13 protein-coding genes and 1 pseudogene are annotated in these 18,724 nt (G+C 41.3%); 2 read left to right on the top strand and 12 right to left on the bottom strand.

What is annotated here, in order from left to right; all coding sequences use genetic code 11:
- Positions 1 to 436: 436 nt before the first annotated feature.
- From LJE09_RS05045 to LJE09_RS05010, 9 genes and pseudogenes are all read right to left on the bottom strand, one after another.
- A complete protein-coding gene (locus LJE09_RS05045; RefSeq protein ID WP_227311025.1) occupies positions 437 to 3,412 on the bottom strand; it encodes a leucine-rich repeat protein in 2,976 nt (991 codons plus the stop codon).
- Positions 3,413 to 3,590: 178 nt separating this feature from the next.
- A complete protein-coding gene (locus tag LJE09_RS05040) occupies positions 3,591 to 3,998 on the bottom strand; it encodes a hypothetical protein (protein WP_025580554.1) in 408 nt (135 codons plus the stop codon).
- Between the two features lie 175 nt (positions 3,999 to 4,173).
- Positions 4,174 to 6,099 carry a protein kinase domain-containing protein gene (locus LJE09_RS05035; protein WP_055150419.1) on the bottom strand — a complete coding sequence of 642 codons (1,926 nt, stop codon included), beginning with the start codon at positions 6,097 to 6,099 and terminating at the stop codon, positions 4,174 to 4,176.
- A gap of 233 nt (positions 6,100 to 6,332) precedes the next feature.
- On the bottom strand, positions 6,333 to 7,271 hold the full coding sequence (locus LJE09_RS05030; protein ID WP_055150422.1) for a MetQ/NlpA family ABC transporter substrate-binding protein: 939 nt from the start codon (positions 7,269 to 7,271) through the stop codon (positions 6,333 to 6,335).
- A 71-nt stretch (positions 7,272 to 7,342) separates the two neighbouring features.
- Positions 7,343 to 8,002 carry a methionine ABC transporter permease gene (locus tag LJE09_RS05025; RefSeq protein ID WP_008707324.1) on the bottom strand — a complete coding sequence of 220 codons (660 nt, stop codon included), beginning with the start codon at positions 8,000 to 8,002 and terminating at the stop codon, positions 7,343 to 7,345.
- Positions 7,989 to 9,044 (bottom strand): methionine ABC transporter ATP-binding protein, encoded by a 1,056-nt coding sequence (locus LJE09_RS05020; RefSeq protein WP_025580559.1) that lies wholly within the window; start codon positions 9,042 to 9,044, stop codon positions 7,989 to 7,991. The genes LJE09_RS05025 and LJE09_RS05020 overlap by 14 nt, the downstream gene beginning before the upstream one ends.
- Before the next feature lie 531 nt (positions 9,045 to 9,575).
- A pseudogene (locus LJE09_RS19110) lies at positions 9,576 to 9,785 on the bottom strand (transglutaminase domain-containing protein); the annotation flags it as partial.
- 18 nt (positions 9,786 to 9,803) lie between these two features.
- On the bottom strand, positions 9,804 to 10,076 hold the full coding sequence (locus tag LJE09_RS05015; RefSeq protein WP_020994112.1) for a hypothetical protein: 273 nt from the start codon (positions 10,074 to 10,076) through the stop codon (positions 9,804 to 9,806).
- Positions 10,070 to 10,246, bottom strand: coding sequence for a hypothetical protein (locus LJE09_RS05010; RefSeq protein ID WP_008707318.1), 177 nt, complete (start codon positions 10,244 to 10,246; stop codon positions 10,070 to 10,072). The genes LJE09_RS05015 and LJE09_RS05010 overlap by 7 nt, the downstream gene beginning before the upstream one ends.
- Before the next feature lie 466 nt (positions 10,247 to 10,712).
- Between LJE09_RS05010 and LJE09_RS05005 the strand changes: the two genes are divergently transcribed.
- Complete coding sequence (locus tag LJE09_RS05005; RefSeq protein ID WP_008707316.1) at positions 10,713 to 11,420, top strand: hypothetical protein; 708 nt, start codon at positions 10,713 to 10,715, stop codon at positions 11,418 to 11,420.
- A 566-nt stretch (positions 11,421 to 11,986) separates the two neighbouring features.
- Here the strand turns inward: LJE09_RS05005 and LJE09_RS05000 are convergent.
- The gene (locus LJE09_RS05000) at positions 11,987 to 15,751 is read right to left on the bottom strand and encodes a phosphoribosylformylglycinamidine synthase (RefSeq protein ID WP_008707311.1); all 3,765 of its coding nucleotides are present in this window, start codon (positions 15,749 to 15,751) and stop codon (positions 11,987 to 11,989) included.
- Between the two features lie 300 nt (positions 15,752 to 16,051).
- Here LJE09_RS05000 and LJE09_RS04995 point away from each other — a divergent pair, with 300 nt between their 5' ends.
- Complete coding sequence (locus LJE09_RS04995) at positions 16,052 to 16,930, top strand: LysR family transcriptional regulator (protein ID WP_008707308.1); 879 nt, start codon at positions 16,052 to 16,054, stop codon at positions 16,928 to 16,930.
- 269 nt (positions 16,931 to 17,199) lie between these two features.
- On the opposite strand, the gene LJE09_RS04990 is transcribed toward LJE09_RS04995, so the two are convergent.
- Positions 17,200 to 18,030 (bottom strand): Mrp/NBP35 family ATP-binding protein, encoded by an 831-nt coding sequence (locus LJE09_RS04990; protein WP_008707307.1) that lies wholly within the window; start codon positions 18,028 to 18,030, stop codon positions 17,200 to 17,202.
- A 300-nt stretch (positions 18,031 to 18,330) separates the two neighbouring features.
- A complete protein-coding gene (locus LJE09_RS04985) occupies positions 18,331 to 18,678 on the bottom strand; it encodes a metal-sensing transcriptional repressor (protein ID WP_008707305.1) in 348 nt (115 codons plus the stop codon).
- Between the last annotated feature and the right edge of the window lie 46 nt (positions 18,679 to 18,724).

Genomic DNA, 18,724 nt, shown 5'->3' with positions numbered 1-18,724 from the left:
ATGACCCTCTGCTTGTAAGGCAGATGCTCTCCCAGCTGAGCTAAGATTCCATATTGCGCTTGTTTCAGGCGGCTTATTTGTTGTCCGCTCCGTAACTTGCTTTGCTATTATATAATGGATTTTGTCGGATGTCAACACCTTTTTTGAAACTTTTTTAATTTTTTTTATTTTTCTAATTGTTCATACATTTTAAATCCATCTTATCACCTGAATTTTCCAAAGAAATACAGGTAAATGAAACCCGGAAACAGAATTGCTCATGACAACAACTCTGATGTACCGACAAGTTGATTCTTGAAACAATCTTGTCGGTACACTAATTCCGGGCTTCTTCTTCAAGAACTATCTTTTTATGTGTAGCAGAAATTTTTACTGATTCTGCCTCTATATAATTTTAACTGTATGGTTTTAGCTATATAATCTTTGTTTCTATTTCTTATTTTGTAATCTTTACAGAATTTTTCTGTCCTTTGCCCTTGAAAAGCTTCTGGTATGCACTTAATTTTGCTGCCGGAACTTTGATTACTGCCTTAGCAGAAATTCCCTTTAATGCAGATGCTCCTACTGTTTTGAGCACTTTAGAATTAACTGTAATGGAAGTCAGCGCTTTACATCCGTTAAACGCCTGTTTTCCAATTGTGGTTACTTTGGATCCTATCGTGACTTTTTTCAGTTTTGTGCAGCCATTAAATGCTTTATCACCAATTGCTGTTACATTAAATGTATAACCATTAATTTTTACTGTTGCAGGAACAGATGCACTTGTAAGAGTTTTCTCTGCCGGAGCATAAACGCTTACTGTTCCATTCTTGTATGCGGATTTAGTTACCTTGTATTTCAGGTTTCCGGATGTGTATACCTTTCCTTTTGCCGGAATCGCCGCAATTTCGAAATTCTGGATCGCTGTGCCAACATAATTGCCTTTACCTGTAATGATCACAGATGCTGTGGAGCCGGCTTTTGTGTTATTTGCATAGGAAACGGTGTAGTCTGTTCCGGCTTTCAGTTTCTTGCCGTTTAAGGTTACTGTTACTGACGGTTTAAGCGCCTTACCTGCATAAAGTTGAGTCTTGATTGTAGAAATTTGTGCAGATGCGATGCTGTTCAGAGATTGACCTGAGAACTCATAGTATGCAGGAATCTCAACAGCTTTTATTTTCTCTTCATTTGTCCACCAGTCTACATAAAATAAACGATGTTTATTTCCATCAATTCCGGCTGTTAAACCTTCGAATTCATCCAGATGAATGTATCGAGGAAGTACTACTCCATATTTTTTCTCACCATTTACATCAAATCTAAACTGCGCCAGAAGTCTGTTTGTAGAATATTCTTCATCCAGACTAGCATTGACCGTAACAAGATTTATTTCTTCATTCTTGTATATTTTTGTAAAGTAAAACCAGTCATTATCCTCTGTCTCATCCCATGCATACCTATATGTTGGATCAAAACAGTCTTTCGATACAGGAACGCCTGCTGCCTGCGCTTCTTTTGTATCAAACTGTCGAACGATCAGATTTCTTGAATATGTCTCACCTTCCGTTTCATATGTACCAAGTTTCAATGCTCCACCTATATACAGCTGCGCTGTCTGTTTTCCGTTTGTTCCAAGATAAATCTGCGGAATTGCTGTCTGAGAGTATTCTGCACTGTCAATTTCACCAAATTTCAGATAAGCTCCCGGCTGTCCATAAATGGTTATTTCCGGATTAATCACTGCTTTCTCAAAATTCAGATATTCAGATACAACCAGACATACACCCTCTTCTGATGTCAGTTCTTTACAGTTCAGGCTCTTCACTACAGCATCCGCAATCTTAATTTTATCTGCTGTTACATTTGCATTTAATCTGGCATTCATAAGTTCCACTTCTCCAGAGCCTGTAAAGGTTAAAGTATTCGCCTTTACAAGAATCCTGGACAGTGACAGTTTCTTGCCTGCCGGAACATTTACAGAAGAAATTGAAACCGGAACAAAATTATCTGTATCTGTGCTTTCGTCATAATTATTCTGTCCCTCTATCTTCAGTGCTTTCGCAGCACTTGGAACAGTAAGCGTTCCACTGATCTTGGTGTTAGCTTTCATATTCATCAGATAATAACCACTGGCATTGTTCTTCTTCTGATATGCATTTATATATCTTTCCGCCTGTGCTGTCGGTGCGACATTAATCCACACACATCCTCCATCAGGGAATTCTGCCCTTCCGCATGCCTCGAAAATCTCCTTTGCTGACATTCCTTCACAATCCCGGAATTCCTGAAGATCAACCGCATTATCTTTATCCGGATTCCAGATTTTTCCATTCATATCCTGAGTCGTACCATCTTCTGAATAGACCCAAATTCTGGAAAGCATTTCCACAATATCTTCGTCAGACATATCATATTTCACTGCCTGTGTACCAGCCGGAACAGGAATATCTTCCCATTCACCTTTCTCATCTGATGTCTTATATATAATTCCAATTCCGTAAGGACTGCTCCACTTCTCTCCATTTTCATTTTCAAACTCGCCAGTACCCCAGTCAAATGTTTTATGGAATACCGGAGCAGTCTTACTGTTTACAATGTGTATAAAAAAAGCATTTTCATCCTGTGGATTGTTTTTGATATTATCCGTTTCATTGTAAATATTAAAAAATTCACTGGCACCAAATACCTGCAGATCATGGCTGTTATTTCTCAGATATATATTTTCTACTCCGGAAATACCACCTATCGCATTATTCTGCCCACAAAAGATCACTTTATCATCGGAACCTGTTCCTTTTAATACGCTTCTCATATCCTGACAGAAGAAAGTTGTCGTTCCTTTTCCTTCTTTGATTTCAATCGTCTCTGGCGGATCTATCATACCCCAGAATACGATGTTTCCGTTCGGTGTAATACTTCTGGCTCTTGCATTCTCCACCAGTACTATCATCCCTTCAGGAGCCACAAAGTCTGCTGCATCTTCCAGATCCTGGACGCTTACAAAACAGTATCCTGTATTTTCTCCTTCGATACTGTTTAACGCATTTGAAAAAGTAGTGTCTTCTACTGTTTTCATGTCCACTTCCGGACGTTCTTCATTCTGCAGGGCATTATTGTACTGTTCCTCTGTTATATATGCCACTTCAAAAGATCCTTTTACCTGTTTAGCACCTGCTGCGTCTGTCGATGCCTCTGATTCTTCTGATGTAAATCCGTCCACTTCCGGCGCTTCGTCCGTATCAAAATCTGATACTTCTTCCCCGGATGTCCAGATTTCTGCCGTATCCTCTGCTTCGGCTTCTTCCTCCGTGCCCTGCATCTCTACAGTTTCTTCCCCCGAAGAAAATTCTGTGCCCATAACAGCTGCGCTTTCTGCCATAGGTGTTATGCACATAAGTGCTGCCAACAATAATGCGACTTGTTTTTTCTTCATACGTAAAACCCTCCTTTTTCTGGATTTGAGTGTATTAAAAAAAGCACCCTGCAAGATGTAATCGCAGCTTGCACAATTTGCGAGAATGATTTTTTTAGTACCTCTGTAATTTTATACACTGCCATCTTCATTTTTGACAGCGTTCAGAATCCCTTCAGGGATATCTTTCAAAAATATTTTACAGTAAAATCTCTTCCCCTATTTCATCCAGGAAGCTGTTCATCTCTTCTAGTGTCATCTTCTCTTCCAGTCCATAAATAATTGCTGCATCGTAACGTACGCGCGGATAAAGTCTCGGCTTCTGACCGATATCCAGAAGCCTTTGTGTATCCGACAGATCAAGAGAAAGGAGAAACGCACACTGCAGTAGTATTTTCCTTGTGGGGATTCGCTGACCGCCAAACAGTTTTCGTGCATAGGATTCTTCCAGATTCAGCTTTCGCACAATATCTTTCTTTTTCATTCCACGCTCTTCGATTATATGCTCAAGATAAAGCCCTACCTCTACCTTGTTTCCTCGTTCCCTTGCAAAATATGCGGCGCCTTCCTCTTTTATCATTCCCATGATTTCTTCTGTTTCTTTCATTTCTTCTCACACCTCTTTCCTGTTCATATCTCCCTTCTGCCAAAACCCGAGGTTATATTTTTTGATCTTTACCACTGTCCGTTATCTGATGACTGATCCATAATTAAAAAGCAGATATGATACTGTTAAGTGTACCATATCTGCCCATTTTAGAGCGGGACAATTTTGTCCCTTTTTATGTATAAATTTCAAAATCAGGGGAAGAATCTATCTTCATGATTTCTTCTTTTTGTTCCTCTGTACAGTGTACCTCCGTCAGTCCCGAATGTCCAAACAGCGGTTCAAAATTTTTAATATCTGCATTGGAAATATCTATTACCTGCAGATTCTTTGCTCCTGTGACAGGAGACAGATCTTTCACCAGACTGAAACTTACTGACAGGAAATTTAATGAAGGAAACTGTTCGATTCCTTCCAACGAAGAAATCTGTGTTGTGAATGCAAGTGTCTCCAGCTGTGTCATCCCTTTCAATGGTTTCAGATTCTCCAGTATGGTACTATCCCCCCACATGAACAGCGCCTTTAAGGTACTCATCTGCGAAAGAGTTTCGGCAGCCGCCTCATTTACATCACACATGCACAGAGTATCCAGTTTCTTCATCTCTGTCAATGGCTCAAATATATTGTTTTCTACTTCCATATTACTCATATCCAGGTAATCCAGGCTCAGATTTTTCAGAAAGTCTATATCTGTCAGATTCATCCCCTGTATATTTAATCTTAAAATGCCTGTGCATTCTCCAATCACTGACAGATTCTCTGCCGGATTCTCCATAATACAGAGGGTATCCAGATCTATCAGATTCAAAAGCACAGAGAAATCTGTGATCATATTCTTGCTCAGATAAAGTTTTTTCAAAGGCAGCTCTTTTAACCCGGAAATATCTTCGATTTTCTGGTTACACAGCGCAAGTTCCTCCAGATTTACCATTTGTGCCAGATCCGAAAGATCTGTAATATTTCCGCGCACAGATCCGAAGCTGCTGTCCTTTCCATCCACATGGCGGCCTTCACCCCAGAATGTGTCCTCATCATCAAGAATTTCTTTTCCGACAATGCGGAGTTTCCTTACATTCTCCAGCATAGAGGCAGTTATTTTGTCTGTCTTTGAAAGCCCCAGTTCCTTGCGCACGGCTTCTTCTATCAATTCTTCTCTGAAGATTATCTCTGCCTGTATCTGTTCTTCTGCCGCACTCTGTTCTGCCGTTTCAATCCTTTTGTTTTCAATCACTGTGCCATCCGGGGAAAAAATTGCCAGTATATAACCTGCTGCAATCAGTCCAAAGACTGCGCCTGCTTTTTTATAAACCTTTTTTCTATTGTTCGCCTGACATTTCTCAACTGCTCTCCTTAATTGCGCAGCATCCCCATATCTTTTATCAGGCTCAAAAGAGCAGGCCTTCTCTATGATCTTTTTCATTCTCCGGCTCACTGCACACTCAGAAAGCTGATTCATTTCATAGCTCTCTGAAACCATATACAGCATTGTCTGCCCGATTGCATACACATCTGTACGCTGGTCTGTCTGTGTATAGCCATACTGCTCTGGCGCCGCAGTTCCTCTGGTACCCACCACAAAAGTATCACGCGACCCATCTTTTTTATAACTGCGCATAGTACCGAAATCAATGAATACCACCTCACCACCAGGTGTGACCACTATATTCTCCGGTTTTATATCCCGGTGTATCATAGGCTCATCCGGATTCTGAAACTGCTCTGCTGTCTGGCATATCTTCCTGCTGATCCTGCAGATTTCCGCTTCTGATATGCCACCTTTTTGCAAAACCATCTGAGCCAGAGACATTCCCTCTATATATTCCCTTACCAGATACACTTCGCCATTTTCTTCAAATATCCTGTATGTCTTTGGAATCCCGGACAATTTCCTGTCCGCCATTTTTTCCATGATTTCCATTTCATTGCGCAGAAACTCCGCCTGCCTGTTACGCCCCCATTTAAGCACGCACAGGATTCCGGTAGCTGTCTCTTTCACCAGGAAAGTGGATGAATCTTCGCTTTCCTTCAGACATTCATATACAGTCCAGTGTTCTTGCATGTCTTCTGGCAAATAATCGTTCCATATCTTGTTCTCTTTCATACAATCTCTCCTGCTTTGGTATAACCGATCGCCGACAATCAAAAATGGGTCACATTTTTTCGCGTCACTATGATAATTTTATATCAGTTTCCCAATAAATCGGATTGTCTGTCGCTTTTTATAGAATTACTATAGATTGTATCAGAAAACTTATGGAAATCCTATATGTTTTTGCACAAAAAAAGATTCCCTCTCCAGTTTTACCTGAAAAAGGAATCTCCTGTTATCTTTACTTATTCAGCGTCTTCTGCTGTGTCAGTTGTATCTGCATTTTCTTCTGCCGTGTCATCTGCATTGTCTGCGTCTTTGCTGTCTGCATCATCTGCATCTTCTGTATCTATTTCTTCTGCATCTGAGCTTTCTTCAAAAGGAATTACTGCACCATCATATTTCTCATTGATAAAATCTTTAATCTCATCAGATTTCAGTACATCTACAAGTGCCTGAATCTTTTCGCTGTCTTCATTGCCTTCTTTTACTGCGATTACGTTTACATATGTCTTTGCTGCTTCAGAATCAGATTTCTCATATGCAAGTGCATCTTTTCCAACTGAGAAGCCTGCTTCCAGAGCATAGTTTCCGTTTAATACTACGTAAGCTGTCTCACCTGTAACACGTGCTACCTGTGCTGCTTCCAGCTCTACGATCTCCACATTGTGAGGATTCTCTGCAATATCCTTAACAGTTGCATTTAATCCTGCACCATCTTTCAGAGTGATGATTCCGTTATCCTGGAGAAGAAGAAGTGCTCTTGCTTCGTTTGTGGTATCATTTGGTACTGCGATGGAATCTCCGTCTTTCAGATCATCCAGGCTGTCTTTTGTTCCGGGATAGATTCCGAATGGCTCATAGTGAATACCGCCTGCATTTACAAGGTGTGTGCCCTTCTCCTCATTAAACTGATCCAGATATGGGATATGCTGGAAGTAGTTTGCATCAAACTCTCCACTCTCAACTACCTCGTTTGGTCTTACATAATCATCAAATACAGTAACCTCAAGGTCATATCCTTCTTTCTCAAGAAGTGGTTTTGCCTCCTCAAGTATCTCTGCGTGAGGTGTTGCAGACGCTGCAACTGTGATTGTCTTGTCATCATCCTTTGCGTAAACTCCTGTGCTTAAAGTTCCTGCTACTAATACTCCTGTTAAAACTGCTGCCACTAATTTTTTCATAATAATTGTCCTCCCGAATTTTATATTTTAACTTTTTTCATAACCATTTTATAATCAACGATTTCTTAAAACTACTTTCTTCTGTCAATCTTATTTGCGATCATCATTCCCACTGACTGGAAAATCTGTACCAGTACCACCAGCAGGATAACTGTGACGATCATAATATCTGACTGATATCTGTAATATCCATAGCGGATGGCGATATCACCAAGTCCGCCTCCTCCTACTGCACCGGACATGGCTGAATAACCAAGGATCGTTCCGATCGCAATAGTCGCTCCTGTGATCAGTGAAGTTCTGGCTTCTACCAGAAGAACCTTCACGATGATCCTTATATTGCTGGCACCCATAGCTCTGGCTGCCTCGATCACACCTGCATCTACCTCTTTAATAGACGATTCCACCATTCGTGCGATAAAAGGAATGGCAGCCACTACCAGAGGAACTACCGTTGCTGTTGATCCATAGCTCTTTCCCACCACTGCTCTGGTAAAAGGAATCAGCAGGATCAGTAAGATCAGAAACGGAATACTTCTCACAATATTTGCAATTGCATCCAGTATCTTATACAACACTGCATTTGGTTTCAGTCCCTCTTTATCAGACACTGCCAGCAGCACTCCCATAGGAAGTCCGAACAGGTATCCCAGAACTGTGGAAAGAACTGTCATGTAAAGTGTTTCTCCCACACCCTGGACAATCATCATTATTGTTTCATGATCCCACATATTCTGTCACCTCCCCGATTGCTAAACCTTTTTCTTTCAGATACTGCTTCATCATTTCTGTCCTGGTGCTGCCTTCCATGAACTCCAGTATCATCTCTCCCTTGGCTACACCACCTACATTCTTGGTATCTGCCTTCAGGATATTTACCGGTTCTCCGAAGGTAAGGATCAGATTTGCGATCACAGGCTCAAAAGCTGAATTCTCTGAAAATACAATTCGTATTTTCTCACCGCTTTTGATCTCTGCCTGTCCTTTTTCCCTGCCTGCATCCAGTCTGCTGTCTGCGTCGATATCAGAGCCTGTATCCTTTCGGATCAGTTCTTTGGCAACCTCTGACTGAGGATTTGCAAAAATATCTGCAACCAGTCCCTTCTCAACCACTTCACCCTCATACATGATCGCCACATGTGTACAGATTTCACGCACAACCGACATCTGATGAGTAATGATCACTATGGTGATTCCAAACTGTCTGTTAATCTTTTTCAGCAATTCCAGAATGGAAGAAGTAGTCTGCGGATCCAGTGCACTGGTAGCCTCATCACAAAGTAAGATTTTCGGATCCGATGCAAGTGCTCTTGCAATGGCAACCCTCTGCTTCTGACCACCGGAAAGCTGTGCAGGATAAGCATTCTGTCTGTCCCCCAGACCAACGATCTCCAAAAGCTCTGCTGCCCTCTTTCTGGCCTCTGCCTTCTTCTTTCCTTTTATATAAAGGGGAAAACAGACATTATCGATCACTGACTTCTGCATCAGCAGATTGAAATGCTGGAAGATCATACCAATCTCTTCCCTCTGTTTTCTCAATTCCTTCTCTGTCAAATCTCCAAGAGCCTTCCCATCTATCAGAACCTGTCCCTCTGTAGGAACCTCCAGAAAATTCATACATCGTACCAATGTACTCTTACCTGCCCCCGACATACCGATAATCCCATATATATCACCGGAATCGATATTCAGGTTCACATCCTTCAAAGCCTCGACCACGCCATCTTTCGTGTCAAAAGACTTCCGGACCTTCTCAATCACAATCCCAGACATCTCATTCTCCCTCTCTCTTATTCCCCGCTCCGTTGAGCATGAACATACTATACCACTACACTTCCAAATATGCCAATTCATAATATCTAGCACCAGTTATAGTTTAAAACTATATTTTTATCGCTTTACCACATCAAATTCTATATCTCCTGGATTTATTCAGAAAGAAAAACAGCAGGAGAAAGGTCATATTCCTTTCATCCTACTGCTTTGAAAACGTAATATTCATTAAATTCCATCATCCACATCCGGTTCTTTGGGATTTGCACTTTTGCATCCATTACAGGTCATCCTCTGCTATATTCATTTTGACTTGGATAATCCATCTGAGAATAATTTGTCGTTTTGTCCCATGTAACATGAACCTGAGTCAAGCGGATATTCGCAATCCGGATCCAGAATACGCACTTACCATTTTTACTCTTCCAGGTATTTTTTGCGCAGCATTTACAGTTACTGACATTACCATACAAAACAGTATCAAAAAACACCTGTCAAAATCGCTGAGAACTTTTTCTTCCTCTTAGCTCCTTATCTTTTAATTTTTTTCACAGATGAGAACGCACTGTAAACTTTCTTTCCTTTCACTGTCTGATATGCGCGGATTTTATACTGATAAGTAGTATTCTTTTTTAATCCCTTATCTGTAAAAGAAGTGGATCTTGTGTCACTGACTTTTTTCCATGTCTTTCCAGTCAGTTTGTATACTTCATAACCAGATGCACCTTTTGTCTTGGCCCAGGTTACTTTCCAGCTCTGTCAAGCCCCATCATATTTTTCCAGCCCCGGATAGGTTTCCAGGAAATATTCATATCTCTGTACCGGATTACAGGTAAGAATCATTTTTCTGTATTCATATTCCCTCATAGATGCCACACTCTGCATTCGATTACAGACCAGAGCAATTTCTATATTCTCCATAGCCAGCTTTCGAAGAACATCCGCTGATATCCTTACAATTTCACAATCCGTTATCAACTCCACTGTCAGGAAAGAGGTTATCTGCTTGTCCAAATTCATGATCCCTACCAAAGCTTTACCTTCTCGTTCTCTTTCATCAGCAAAGTTTTTGCTTTCAACTTACAGATTTCCGAGTTCTCCGCCAACACCTCCAGCACAGCTTCCGATTTTATTCCTATCACATTATGAAAAAAATCTTTCAGTTTTTCCTCTTCATTTTCCCTTTTTCTTTCATCACTCATACTTTTTCCTTTTTACACTCTCAAAATCACCAGACAAAACCATCTTGCTTAAAGTTACTGTTTATCCTGTTCTTTTGCAAACAAGATTTTCTCTAATTATATCTTATTGTCTGACAAATAGCAATTTCACCGCTTGATTCAAATCAAGTAATCAAAAATATTTTTCCCAAACATACCCTTCACAATTTTTACTGCTACACAAAAATAGCTATAAGACTTCATTTTTGAAATCCTATAGCTTTGCTATTGATAATATTACGTTGTATTTGTAATCATCAATTATTTTCCAGTAACCATTGGAACACGACTAATAAACCGAACAATACTTGTGTCTTTATTCTTTATCATATTCAAAAGTAACCGAAATCCTACTCATTTCTAAAACATATTTCGATAAGTCAAAATTACAATTTTCACACTTTAATTGATATAATATTCAACAACTAAACAAGGAGGCCATTTAACCATGAATAATGTAAAAATTATATGTATCGCAGGCAGTATCGTACTCGGTAGTATATTGCTATCCGGACAAGCTTTTGGCAAAGCCCCCTCAGATCTAATCACCCTTTCCGCCCCTAAGGAGCCTGAGGGGCAACATGTATCTTATGATATAGATGGTTCCGGCTCTTATTATGACAGTGAGTCAGATACAACTTACTATTTTGTCAAGGGGATTGTCACTTCTTATTCTAATCATACAAAAACCTTTTCACTGACTTCCGACGTCGGTGAAACTTATGAGTTACCGGCAGATACGGATATTAATATAACCGACTATCTCAACACAGAAGCACATATATGGTACTCAGAAGACTCTCAAAAAAACTTAAAATTACTTGTGTTCTCTCCTCAAATTTTTTGGGAACATATTAATGAGCTGGAATCAGATGAGCAAATTCCGGATGGTGCCACAGAAATTGATGGGACTCTTTCAAAATATATCTCTTTCTGGTTAACAGAAGATAAAATAGATGTTACTCTCTTATTTGTTGAGGACAACGATGGAAACACTCATATATATGCAGAGGATAACACATGCAATAATTGTAATAGTTCTGTTTTTGGCAAAACAATCGGCGACTATATCAAGTTATATGAAGATATGCATTTAAATTCTCAAGTATATGATGATTTTAATGTTGCATATCTTATATCAGAAGCATCGTCTTGACTTACCCAAATGTCTGGTTGAGAACCTGATGTTTTTTACATCAAACATATCATATATTTTAAATGCCGCAGCCAATATTTTCAAAGGCTGCGGCATTTTTGACTTAATTTTTCTTTCAAACATGTTGCTTCTTCTTTTGACTGCTGCAAATATGTTTATGTCACAAATTCAAAATATCTTTTGCTTTTTCTCTGTCTCTGATAATCATCCCATGGGCAGCTAACTTATCCAATTGCTCATCAAAAGTCAATGGCTTTTTCAAATCCATAAAATCACTCCTTAACGTAAAAAAGCTGAGCACAAGTCTCAGCTTGGTCCCCAATGCCAAAAAGGCTTCGGGCAACTCTGTTACATATAGTATATTCAAAAAGCCACGAAATTGCAATAGTTTTTATTATTTTCATCATCAAAAAAGGGCGCTGCCCAACCAGGCGAATACGCAAAGTTAATACACTCCTCCACACCACAATCCCGGCGCTGCCCTTAAAAGAAGCGCAAGGGTGGAGTCCAGAGGAGGGACAGCGCTTTCTGTCCTTCCTCTGGGAACCTTCCGTCCCGGAAAGAGTTTATTTAAAATATTCCACTCCAGACTCAAAGATCTTAATATCCTGCTGGCCATAGATGTTGATTGCAACACCATCCCCGCGACGTTCGCTATGTGCCATCTTACCAAGGATACGTCCATCCGGGCTGGTAATACCTTCAATGTTCATATAAGAACCATTGACATTCCATTCCTCATCAACACTGAGCTGTCCATCCGGAGTTACATACTGAGTTGCAACCTGTCCGTTTGCAAACAGCTTCTGCAGCCATTCTTCATTAGCAACGAAACGTCCCTCACCATGTGAAGCCGGGTTACAGTAAACACCGCCAAGCTGTGCCTTCTGCAGCCAAGGAGATTTATTACTAACAACCTTAGTATAAACCATCTTGGAGATATGGCGTCCGATGGTATTAAATGTCAGTGTAGGAGAATCTGCTTTCTGTCCGCAGATTTCACCGTAAGGTACAAGACCAAGCTTGATCAGAGCCTGGAATCCGTTACAGATACCAAGTGCCAGACCGTCTCTCTCATTGATCAGCTTCATAACAGCTTCTTTGATCTTCGCATTCTGGAATGCAGTTGCAAAGAATTTCGCGGAACCATCCGGTTCGTCACCTGCGGAGAATCCGCCTGGGAACATGATGATCTGTGCCTGATCGATTGCTTTCTCAAAGAGCTCTACAGAGTCATGGATATCTTCAGCAGTCAGGTTCTTGAATACTTTTACATCCACCTCTGCACCAGCACGCTCAAATGCACGTGTACTGTCATACTCGCAGTTTGTTCCAGGGAATACAGGAATAAATACGCGAGGTTTCGCAACTTTGTTCTTGCATACATAAATGCTGTCTGCACGATAAAGCTTCTCATCTCTGTCAGCTGCCTCTTTGTCATTCTCAGAAGAAACTGTCTTAAATACTTTTTCCAGAGTACCTTTCCATGCGTTTTCAGCTTCGTCTACAGTGATCACTGTATTTCCATAGGAGAAGTTACCGTCAGCAGTTACTTCACCGATCACTGTATAAGTGATGGAAAGCTCACCAACTTTACCATCCGGAACTTCCAGGATAATATCGCCAAATCCAGGTGCAAAGAAATCTCTCGGATCAAGGTTATGCTCAATCTTTACGCCCATGCCATTACCAAATGCCATCTTTGCAACTGCAGCTGCAATACCATGGCGGTCAAGTGCATAAGCAGAAACAACTTTGCCGTCCTGCATATCTTTATGAAGTTTTTCATACTGATCCATGATTCCTGCATAATCCGGCAGATCATACTGATCCTTCGGTGCACGAAGCCATACCAGTTTGTTTCCTGCTTTCTTTAATTCCGGTGTGATCACATCCTGGATTTTCGCAACGTCAACTGCGAAAGATACCAGTGTAGGAGGTACATCAATATCATTGAATGTACCGGACATACTGTCCTTACCACCGATAGATGGAAGTCCGAATCCCATCTGTGCTGCATAAGCACCGAGAAGTGCTGCGAAAGGCTGGCTCCATCTCTTAGGATCTTCTGTCATACGACGGAAGTATTCCTGGAATGTGAAACGGATTTTCTTATAGTCACCGCCTGTAGCCACGATTCTTGCAACGGATTCTGTTACTGCATAAGCAGCTCCGTGATATGGGCTCCAGGAAGATAAGTACGGGTCAAAACCATAGCTCATCATGGTTACGGTATCTGTCTTGCCATTCTGTACCGGAACCTTTGCTACCATGGACTGAGTCTCTGTGAGCTGATATTTACCACCGTATGGCATAAATACACTGCCAGCTCCGATAGAACCGTCGAACATTTCCACAAGTCCTTTCTGAGAGCATACATTTAAGTCTGCCAGAGTTTCCATCCATTTAGCTTTTACATCAGCTACATCCGGGCGCTCTTCAAAGAGGTTGCCTTCTTTGTTCGGGATTTCTACTTCTACTGTTGTCTCCTGATGTGCGCCGTTAGTATCCAGGAATGCACGGGAAATATTTACAATTTCTTTTCCTCTCCATACAAGTACCAGACGAGGATCCTCTGTTACAACTGCAACCGGAATTGCCTCCAGGTTCTCTTCATTTGCATAGCCAAGGAAAGTATCTACATCCTTCGGATCAACTACTACAGCCATACGTTCCTGAGATTCGGAGATTGCGATTTCAGTTCCGTCAAGACCTGCATATTTCTTCGGAACCTTGTCAAGGTCTACTCTAAGACCTGCTGCCAGCTCACCGATAGCAACGGAAACACCGCCTGCACCAAAGTCATTACATTTCTTGATGATATGGCTGACTTCTTCACGGCGGAACATACGCTGGATCTTACGCTCAGTAGGAGCATTACCTTTCTGTACCTCAGCGCCACATACTTCGATAGAAGCTTCTGTATGAACCTTGGAAGAACCGGTAGCGCCACCGATACCGTCACGTCCTGTACGTCCTCCAAGTAAGATAATGATATCTCCCGGATCAGAATTCTCGCGGATTACTGCGCGTCTGGGAGCAGCACCCATAACAGCACCGATCTCCATACGTTTCGCTACATAGTTAGGATGGTAAACTTCTTTTACATAACCTGTTGCAAGACCGATCTGGTTTCCATAGGAGCTGTAACCATGAGCTGCGCTTCTTACCAGTTTCTTCTGCGGAAGTTTACCCTTGAGAGTTTCTTTTACAGAAACAGTAGGATCTGCCGCACCTGTTACACGCATTGCCTGATATACATAGGTACGTCCTGAAAGCGGGTCACGGATCGCACCGCCAAGGCAGGTAGCTGCACCACCGAATGGTTCGATCTCAGTAGGATGGTTATGTGTCTCGTTCTTGAAGTTGATCAGCCATTCCTCTTCTTTACCGTCTACATCTACAGGAACTACAATACTGCAGGCATTGATCTCATCAGATTCTTCCTGATCAGCAAGCTTTCCTTCTGCTTTCAGTTTCTTCATAGCCATCAGAGCCAGATCCATCAGGCAGACAAATTTGTCCTTACGGCCCTTGTAAAGTTCTTCTCTGTCAGCAAGATATTTGTTGTAGGTATCTACGATCGGTGCCTTGTAATCACCTTCGTCAAATTTTACATCTGTCAGTTCTGTGGAGAAGGTTGTGTGACGGCAGTGATCTGACCAGTAGGTATCCAGTACACGGATCTCTGTCATGGACGGATCACGTTTCTCTTCTTCCTTGAAATAATGCTGGATATGCTGGAAATCCTTGAATGTCATGGCAAGATTTAAGGAAGCATAAAGTTCCTTTAATTCTGCTTCCGGCATTTCCTTGAATCCGTCAAAGATTTTTACATCTTCCGGTTCCGGGAATACAGTTACCAGTGTTTCCGGTTTCTGCAGACCTGTCTCACGGGAATCTACAGGGTTGATGCAGTGATGCTTGATAGCATCAAATTCTTCATCTGTGATAGTTCCTTCAATTACATAAGTAGTTGCGGAACGAATGATAGGCTGTGCATTCTCATCCAGGAACTGTACACACTGAACAGCAGAATCTGCTCTCTGGTCAAACTGTCCCGGTAAAAATTCTACAGAGAAGATGCGGGAGCCTTCTGCTGCCTCAAAATTCTCCAGATATAAATCATCTACAGGTGGCTCTGCAAAAACAGTTTTGCATGCTTTATCAAAAACTTCATCAGAAATATTTTCTACATCATAGCGGATCAGCACACGTACTGCTGTTACGGATTTAATTCCCAGATAGCTGCTGACCTCATGTTTTAATTCCTTTGCCTGTACAGCGAAGGCCGGTTTCTTTTCTACATAGACACGTCTTACGTTACTCATAGAAACTCCTTTCTTGTGTATGCATTGTTTTAAAAATGCTTTAAAAGCACCTTGCAGCCCGACTCCAGTGAACCTGCTGCTTGAACTATTGCTTTCTTTATAGTATCATAGGAAATATCATTAGTAAAATTAATATATCTTATATTTTTTATTAATACAATTAATTAATCACCGTTCACACTCCACTGTCGACGAGATATTGGGGAATGAATATGCCAAAATCCCGAGACATACAATCTAAAGTTCCATTGCTGCCGACAATTTGTATCATCACATTATTTTATGAAAGGATTTATTTCTATGGATATTAATCTTGAACTATACAAAGTATTCTACTATGTTGCCACCACCCTCAGCTTCTCAGAGGCCTCCCGCCAGCTTTTTATCTCCCAGTCAGCAGTCAGCCAGTCCATTAAAACTCTGGAAAAGAAGCTAAATCATCCTCTTTTTATCCGCAGTACCAAAAAAGTATTGTTAACTCCTGAAGGAGAACTTCTGCTCCAGCATGTAAAACCGGCTCTCCAACTTCTGGACGAGGGAGAATCTCTCCTGTCAGGAGACAATCTGCTGAAAGGCCAGCTGCGTATTGCTGCCAGCGATACGATCTGCCGATATTTTCTCATTGATTATCTTCAGAAATTCCATCAAACCTATCCGGATGTCCGTATCAAAGTCACAAACAGTACCTCCATCGGCTGTGCAGAGCTTCTGGAGAAAGGTCAGGCAGATCTGATTGTATGCAACTGTCCTAATTCCAGACTTGGCAGTCATTTTCAGACACGTGTGCTAAAAGAATTCCACGATGTATTCGTTGCCAATACGGATTACTTTCCTGTACACACTGTTCAGACTGAACTGCAGGAGCTTCTGAACTATCCGATCCTGATGCTTTCCCCCAAAAGTACCACCAGCGAATATCTGCGAGAGGCATTTACAGCCCATAATCTCAAGCTTCTTCCTGAAGTAGAGTTAAACAGTAATGACCTGCTTCTGGACCTGGCACGGATCGGACTGGGAATTGCCTGCGTTCCTGATTATATGTTAAAAGAAAATGATCAGCTGACACCGCTCATGTTAAAAGAGCCTCTTCCCGGACGTCAGCTTATACTTGCCCAGCATGACAGTCTTACTGTCTCTCAGGCTGCTGAACGCTTTATTGAAATGTTTACTTCCATATGATCATCATACTCATCAAAAAATTTCCTTCAAAAATACTACAGATAGTTTTTTACAGGATTTTCATACTATAAAATTCCCATACTATAAAATTTCTATGCTGCAGTTACAAAGCCTTTGTACAATAAAAGAAGTCCTCACTCAGTACTGAAACAACAATTTTTATAATCGCGTTTCTTACTGAATGAGAACTTCTTATTATTTTCTATTCTGTTTTTCAGTCTGAAGTCCGGCAGATATTCACAATCCGCTTCGCTATTTGGTCAACTTTCTTATTTCGGCATTACAGCCAGCGCATCAGTAATATACTGATTATCGATTGCTGCAAAGAAGCCGCCGTCTGCCTTGGTTGCATAATCCATATCAATCGGCATTTTTCCAAGTACAGGAACCTTCAGCTCTGCTGCGATTTCATCAATATGGCTCTCACCAAAGACTTTGATCTCTTTTCCGCAGTCCGGACATTTCACATAGCTGTAGTTCTCTACGATTCCAAGTACCGGTATCTTCATCATCTCAGCCATATTAAAGGCTTTCTTAACGATCATCTTAACCAGATCCTGAGGTGATGTTACGATCACGATTCCTTCGATTGGCAGAGACTGGAATGCTGTAAGCGGAACATCACCTGTTCCAGGAGGCATATCCACAAACAGATAGTCTACGTCGCCCCAGATAACATCTGTCCAGAACTGTTTTACCATATTTGCAAGAACCGGACCTCTCCAGATTACAGGAGTATCCTCTGTAGGAAGCAGAAGGTTGATGGACATTACCTTGATCCCGTTTTTTGTGATCATCGGGTAGATACCTTCATCATTTGCCATTGCTGCACCCTTTAATCCATACATTTTCGGAATGGACGGTCCTGTGATATCCGCATCCAGGATACCGACTTTGTATCCCTGTGCTGCCATCATGTTTGCCAGAGAGCCTGTTACGAAGGATTTACCAACGCCACCCTTTCCGCTGACAACCCCGATCACATGTTTTACATTTGACTGAGCATTCATTTCTGCCTGAAAACTCTGCTGTTTCTTGCTGCTGGAACAACCTTCGCAGCTTGCTTTGTCGCATGAAGTGTTGTTACATTCTTTTGCCATAATTAATCTTCTCCTTTATATTTACGCACTGCTGTACTGACAAAATATTGTTACTGTTCACTCTGTTCACAGTAACGTAGCCAAAATTCATTCCAGATTGCCTACGGCAATGGAATTTTGGCTTGTATGTCTCGGGATTTTGGCATCTTCATGCCAAAACACCTCGCGGGATAGTGGTGTGTGAACAATAACAAAATATTCTCTATTGCCAGTGTGGAGCGTGTCTGAAAAATCATTCCCACAAATTGTGACGCACATATTGCGTAAAGCATTTTTCAAACAAGCTCCAGAGTACGCATATTACTTTACAAATCTGTCAATTGCTACCTCAAGTTCTTTAATTGCCTCTTTATCACCATGTTCCACTGCATCTACGATACAGTGTTCGATATGATCCTGCAGAATGATCTTACCTGTATTATTGATAGCAGATTTCACTGCTGAAAGCTGTATCAGAACTTCCGCACAGTCTCTTCCGTCCTCTATCATACGTTTGATAGATTCCATATGTCCGATTGCTCTGGACATACGATTCAGCACTGCCTTTGTATGTGCATGACTGTGATGATGCCCATGCTCCCCATGAGAATGTTCAACTACCGTCCCATCCTCCAGTACATGCGTATGTGTCTTTTGTTCCTCGGCCATAACATTCCCCTTTCTCTTTCAGAATATCCGATTCTTTACCGCTTAT

The sequence above is a fragment of the Blautia sp. DFI.3.45 genome, assembly GCF_020593505.1.
Lineage (GTDB): Bacteria > Bacillota > Clostridia > Lachnospirales > Lachnospiraceae > Blautia_A > Blautia_A wexlerae.
The sequence above is the reverse complement of the archived record's forward strand: the minus strand, read 5'-3'. Positions and strand labels throughout refer to the sequence as shown.

What these genes read in the sequence shown, in the direction of transcription:
- LJE09_RS04995 (WP_008707308.1), top strand. Translation starts at nt 16,052, where the DNA reads ATGGATATTAATCTTGAACTATACAAAGTATTCTACTATGTTGCCACC.
- LJE09_RS05035 (WP_055150419.1), bottom strand. Translation starts at nt 6,099, where the DNA reads ATGAAAGAGAACAAGATATGGAACGATTATTTGCCAGAAGACATGCAA.
- LJE09_RS05020 (WP_025580559.1), bottom strand. Translation starts at nt 9,044, where the DNA reads ATGTCTGGGATTGTGATTGAGAAGGTCCGGAAGTCTTTTGACACGAAA.
- LJE09_RS05025 (WP_008707324.1), bottom strand. Translation starts at nt 8,002, where the DNA reads ATGTGGGATCATGAAACAATAATGATGATTGTCCAGGGTGTGGGAGAA.
- LJE09_RS04990 (WP_008707307.1), bottom strand. Translation starts at nt 18,030, where the DNA reads ATGGCAAAAGAATGTAACAACACTTCATGCGACAAAGCAAGCTGCGAA.
- LJE09_RS05005 (WP_008707316.1), top strand. Translation starts at nt 10,713, where the DNA reads ATGAATAATGTAAAAATTATATGTATCGCAGGCAGTATCGTACTCGGT.
- LJE09_RS05045 (WP_227311025.1), bottom strand. Translation starts at nt 3,412, where the DNA reads ATGAAGAAAAAACAAGTCGCATTATTGTTGGCAGCACTTATGTGCATA.
- LJE09_RS05030 (WP_055150422.1), bottom strand. Translation starts at nt 7,271, where the DNA reads ATGAAAAAATTAGTGGCAGCAGTTTTAACAGGAGTATTAGTAGCAGGA.
- LJE09_RS05000 (WP_008707311.1), bottom strand. Translation starts at nt 15,751, where the DNA reads ATGAGTAACGTAAGACGTGTCTATGTAGAAAAGAAACCGGCCTTCGCT.
- LJE09_RS05010 (WP_008707318.1), bottom strand. Translation starts at nt 10,246, where the DNA reads ATGAGTGATGAAAGAAAAAGGGAAAATGAAGAGGAAAAACTGAAAGAT.
- LJE09_RS05040 (WP_025580554.1), bottom strand. Translation starts at nt 3,998, where the DNA reads ATGAAAGAAACAGAAGAAATCATGGGAATGATAAAAGAGGAAGGCGCC.
- LJE09_RS04985 (WP_008707305.1), bottom strand. Translation starts at nt 18,678, where the DNA reads ATGGCCGAGGAACAAAAGACACATACGCATGTACTGGAGGATGGGACG.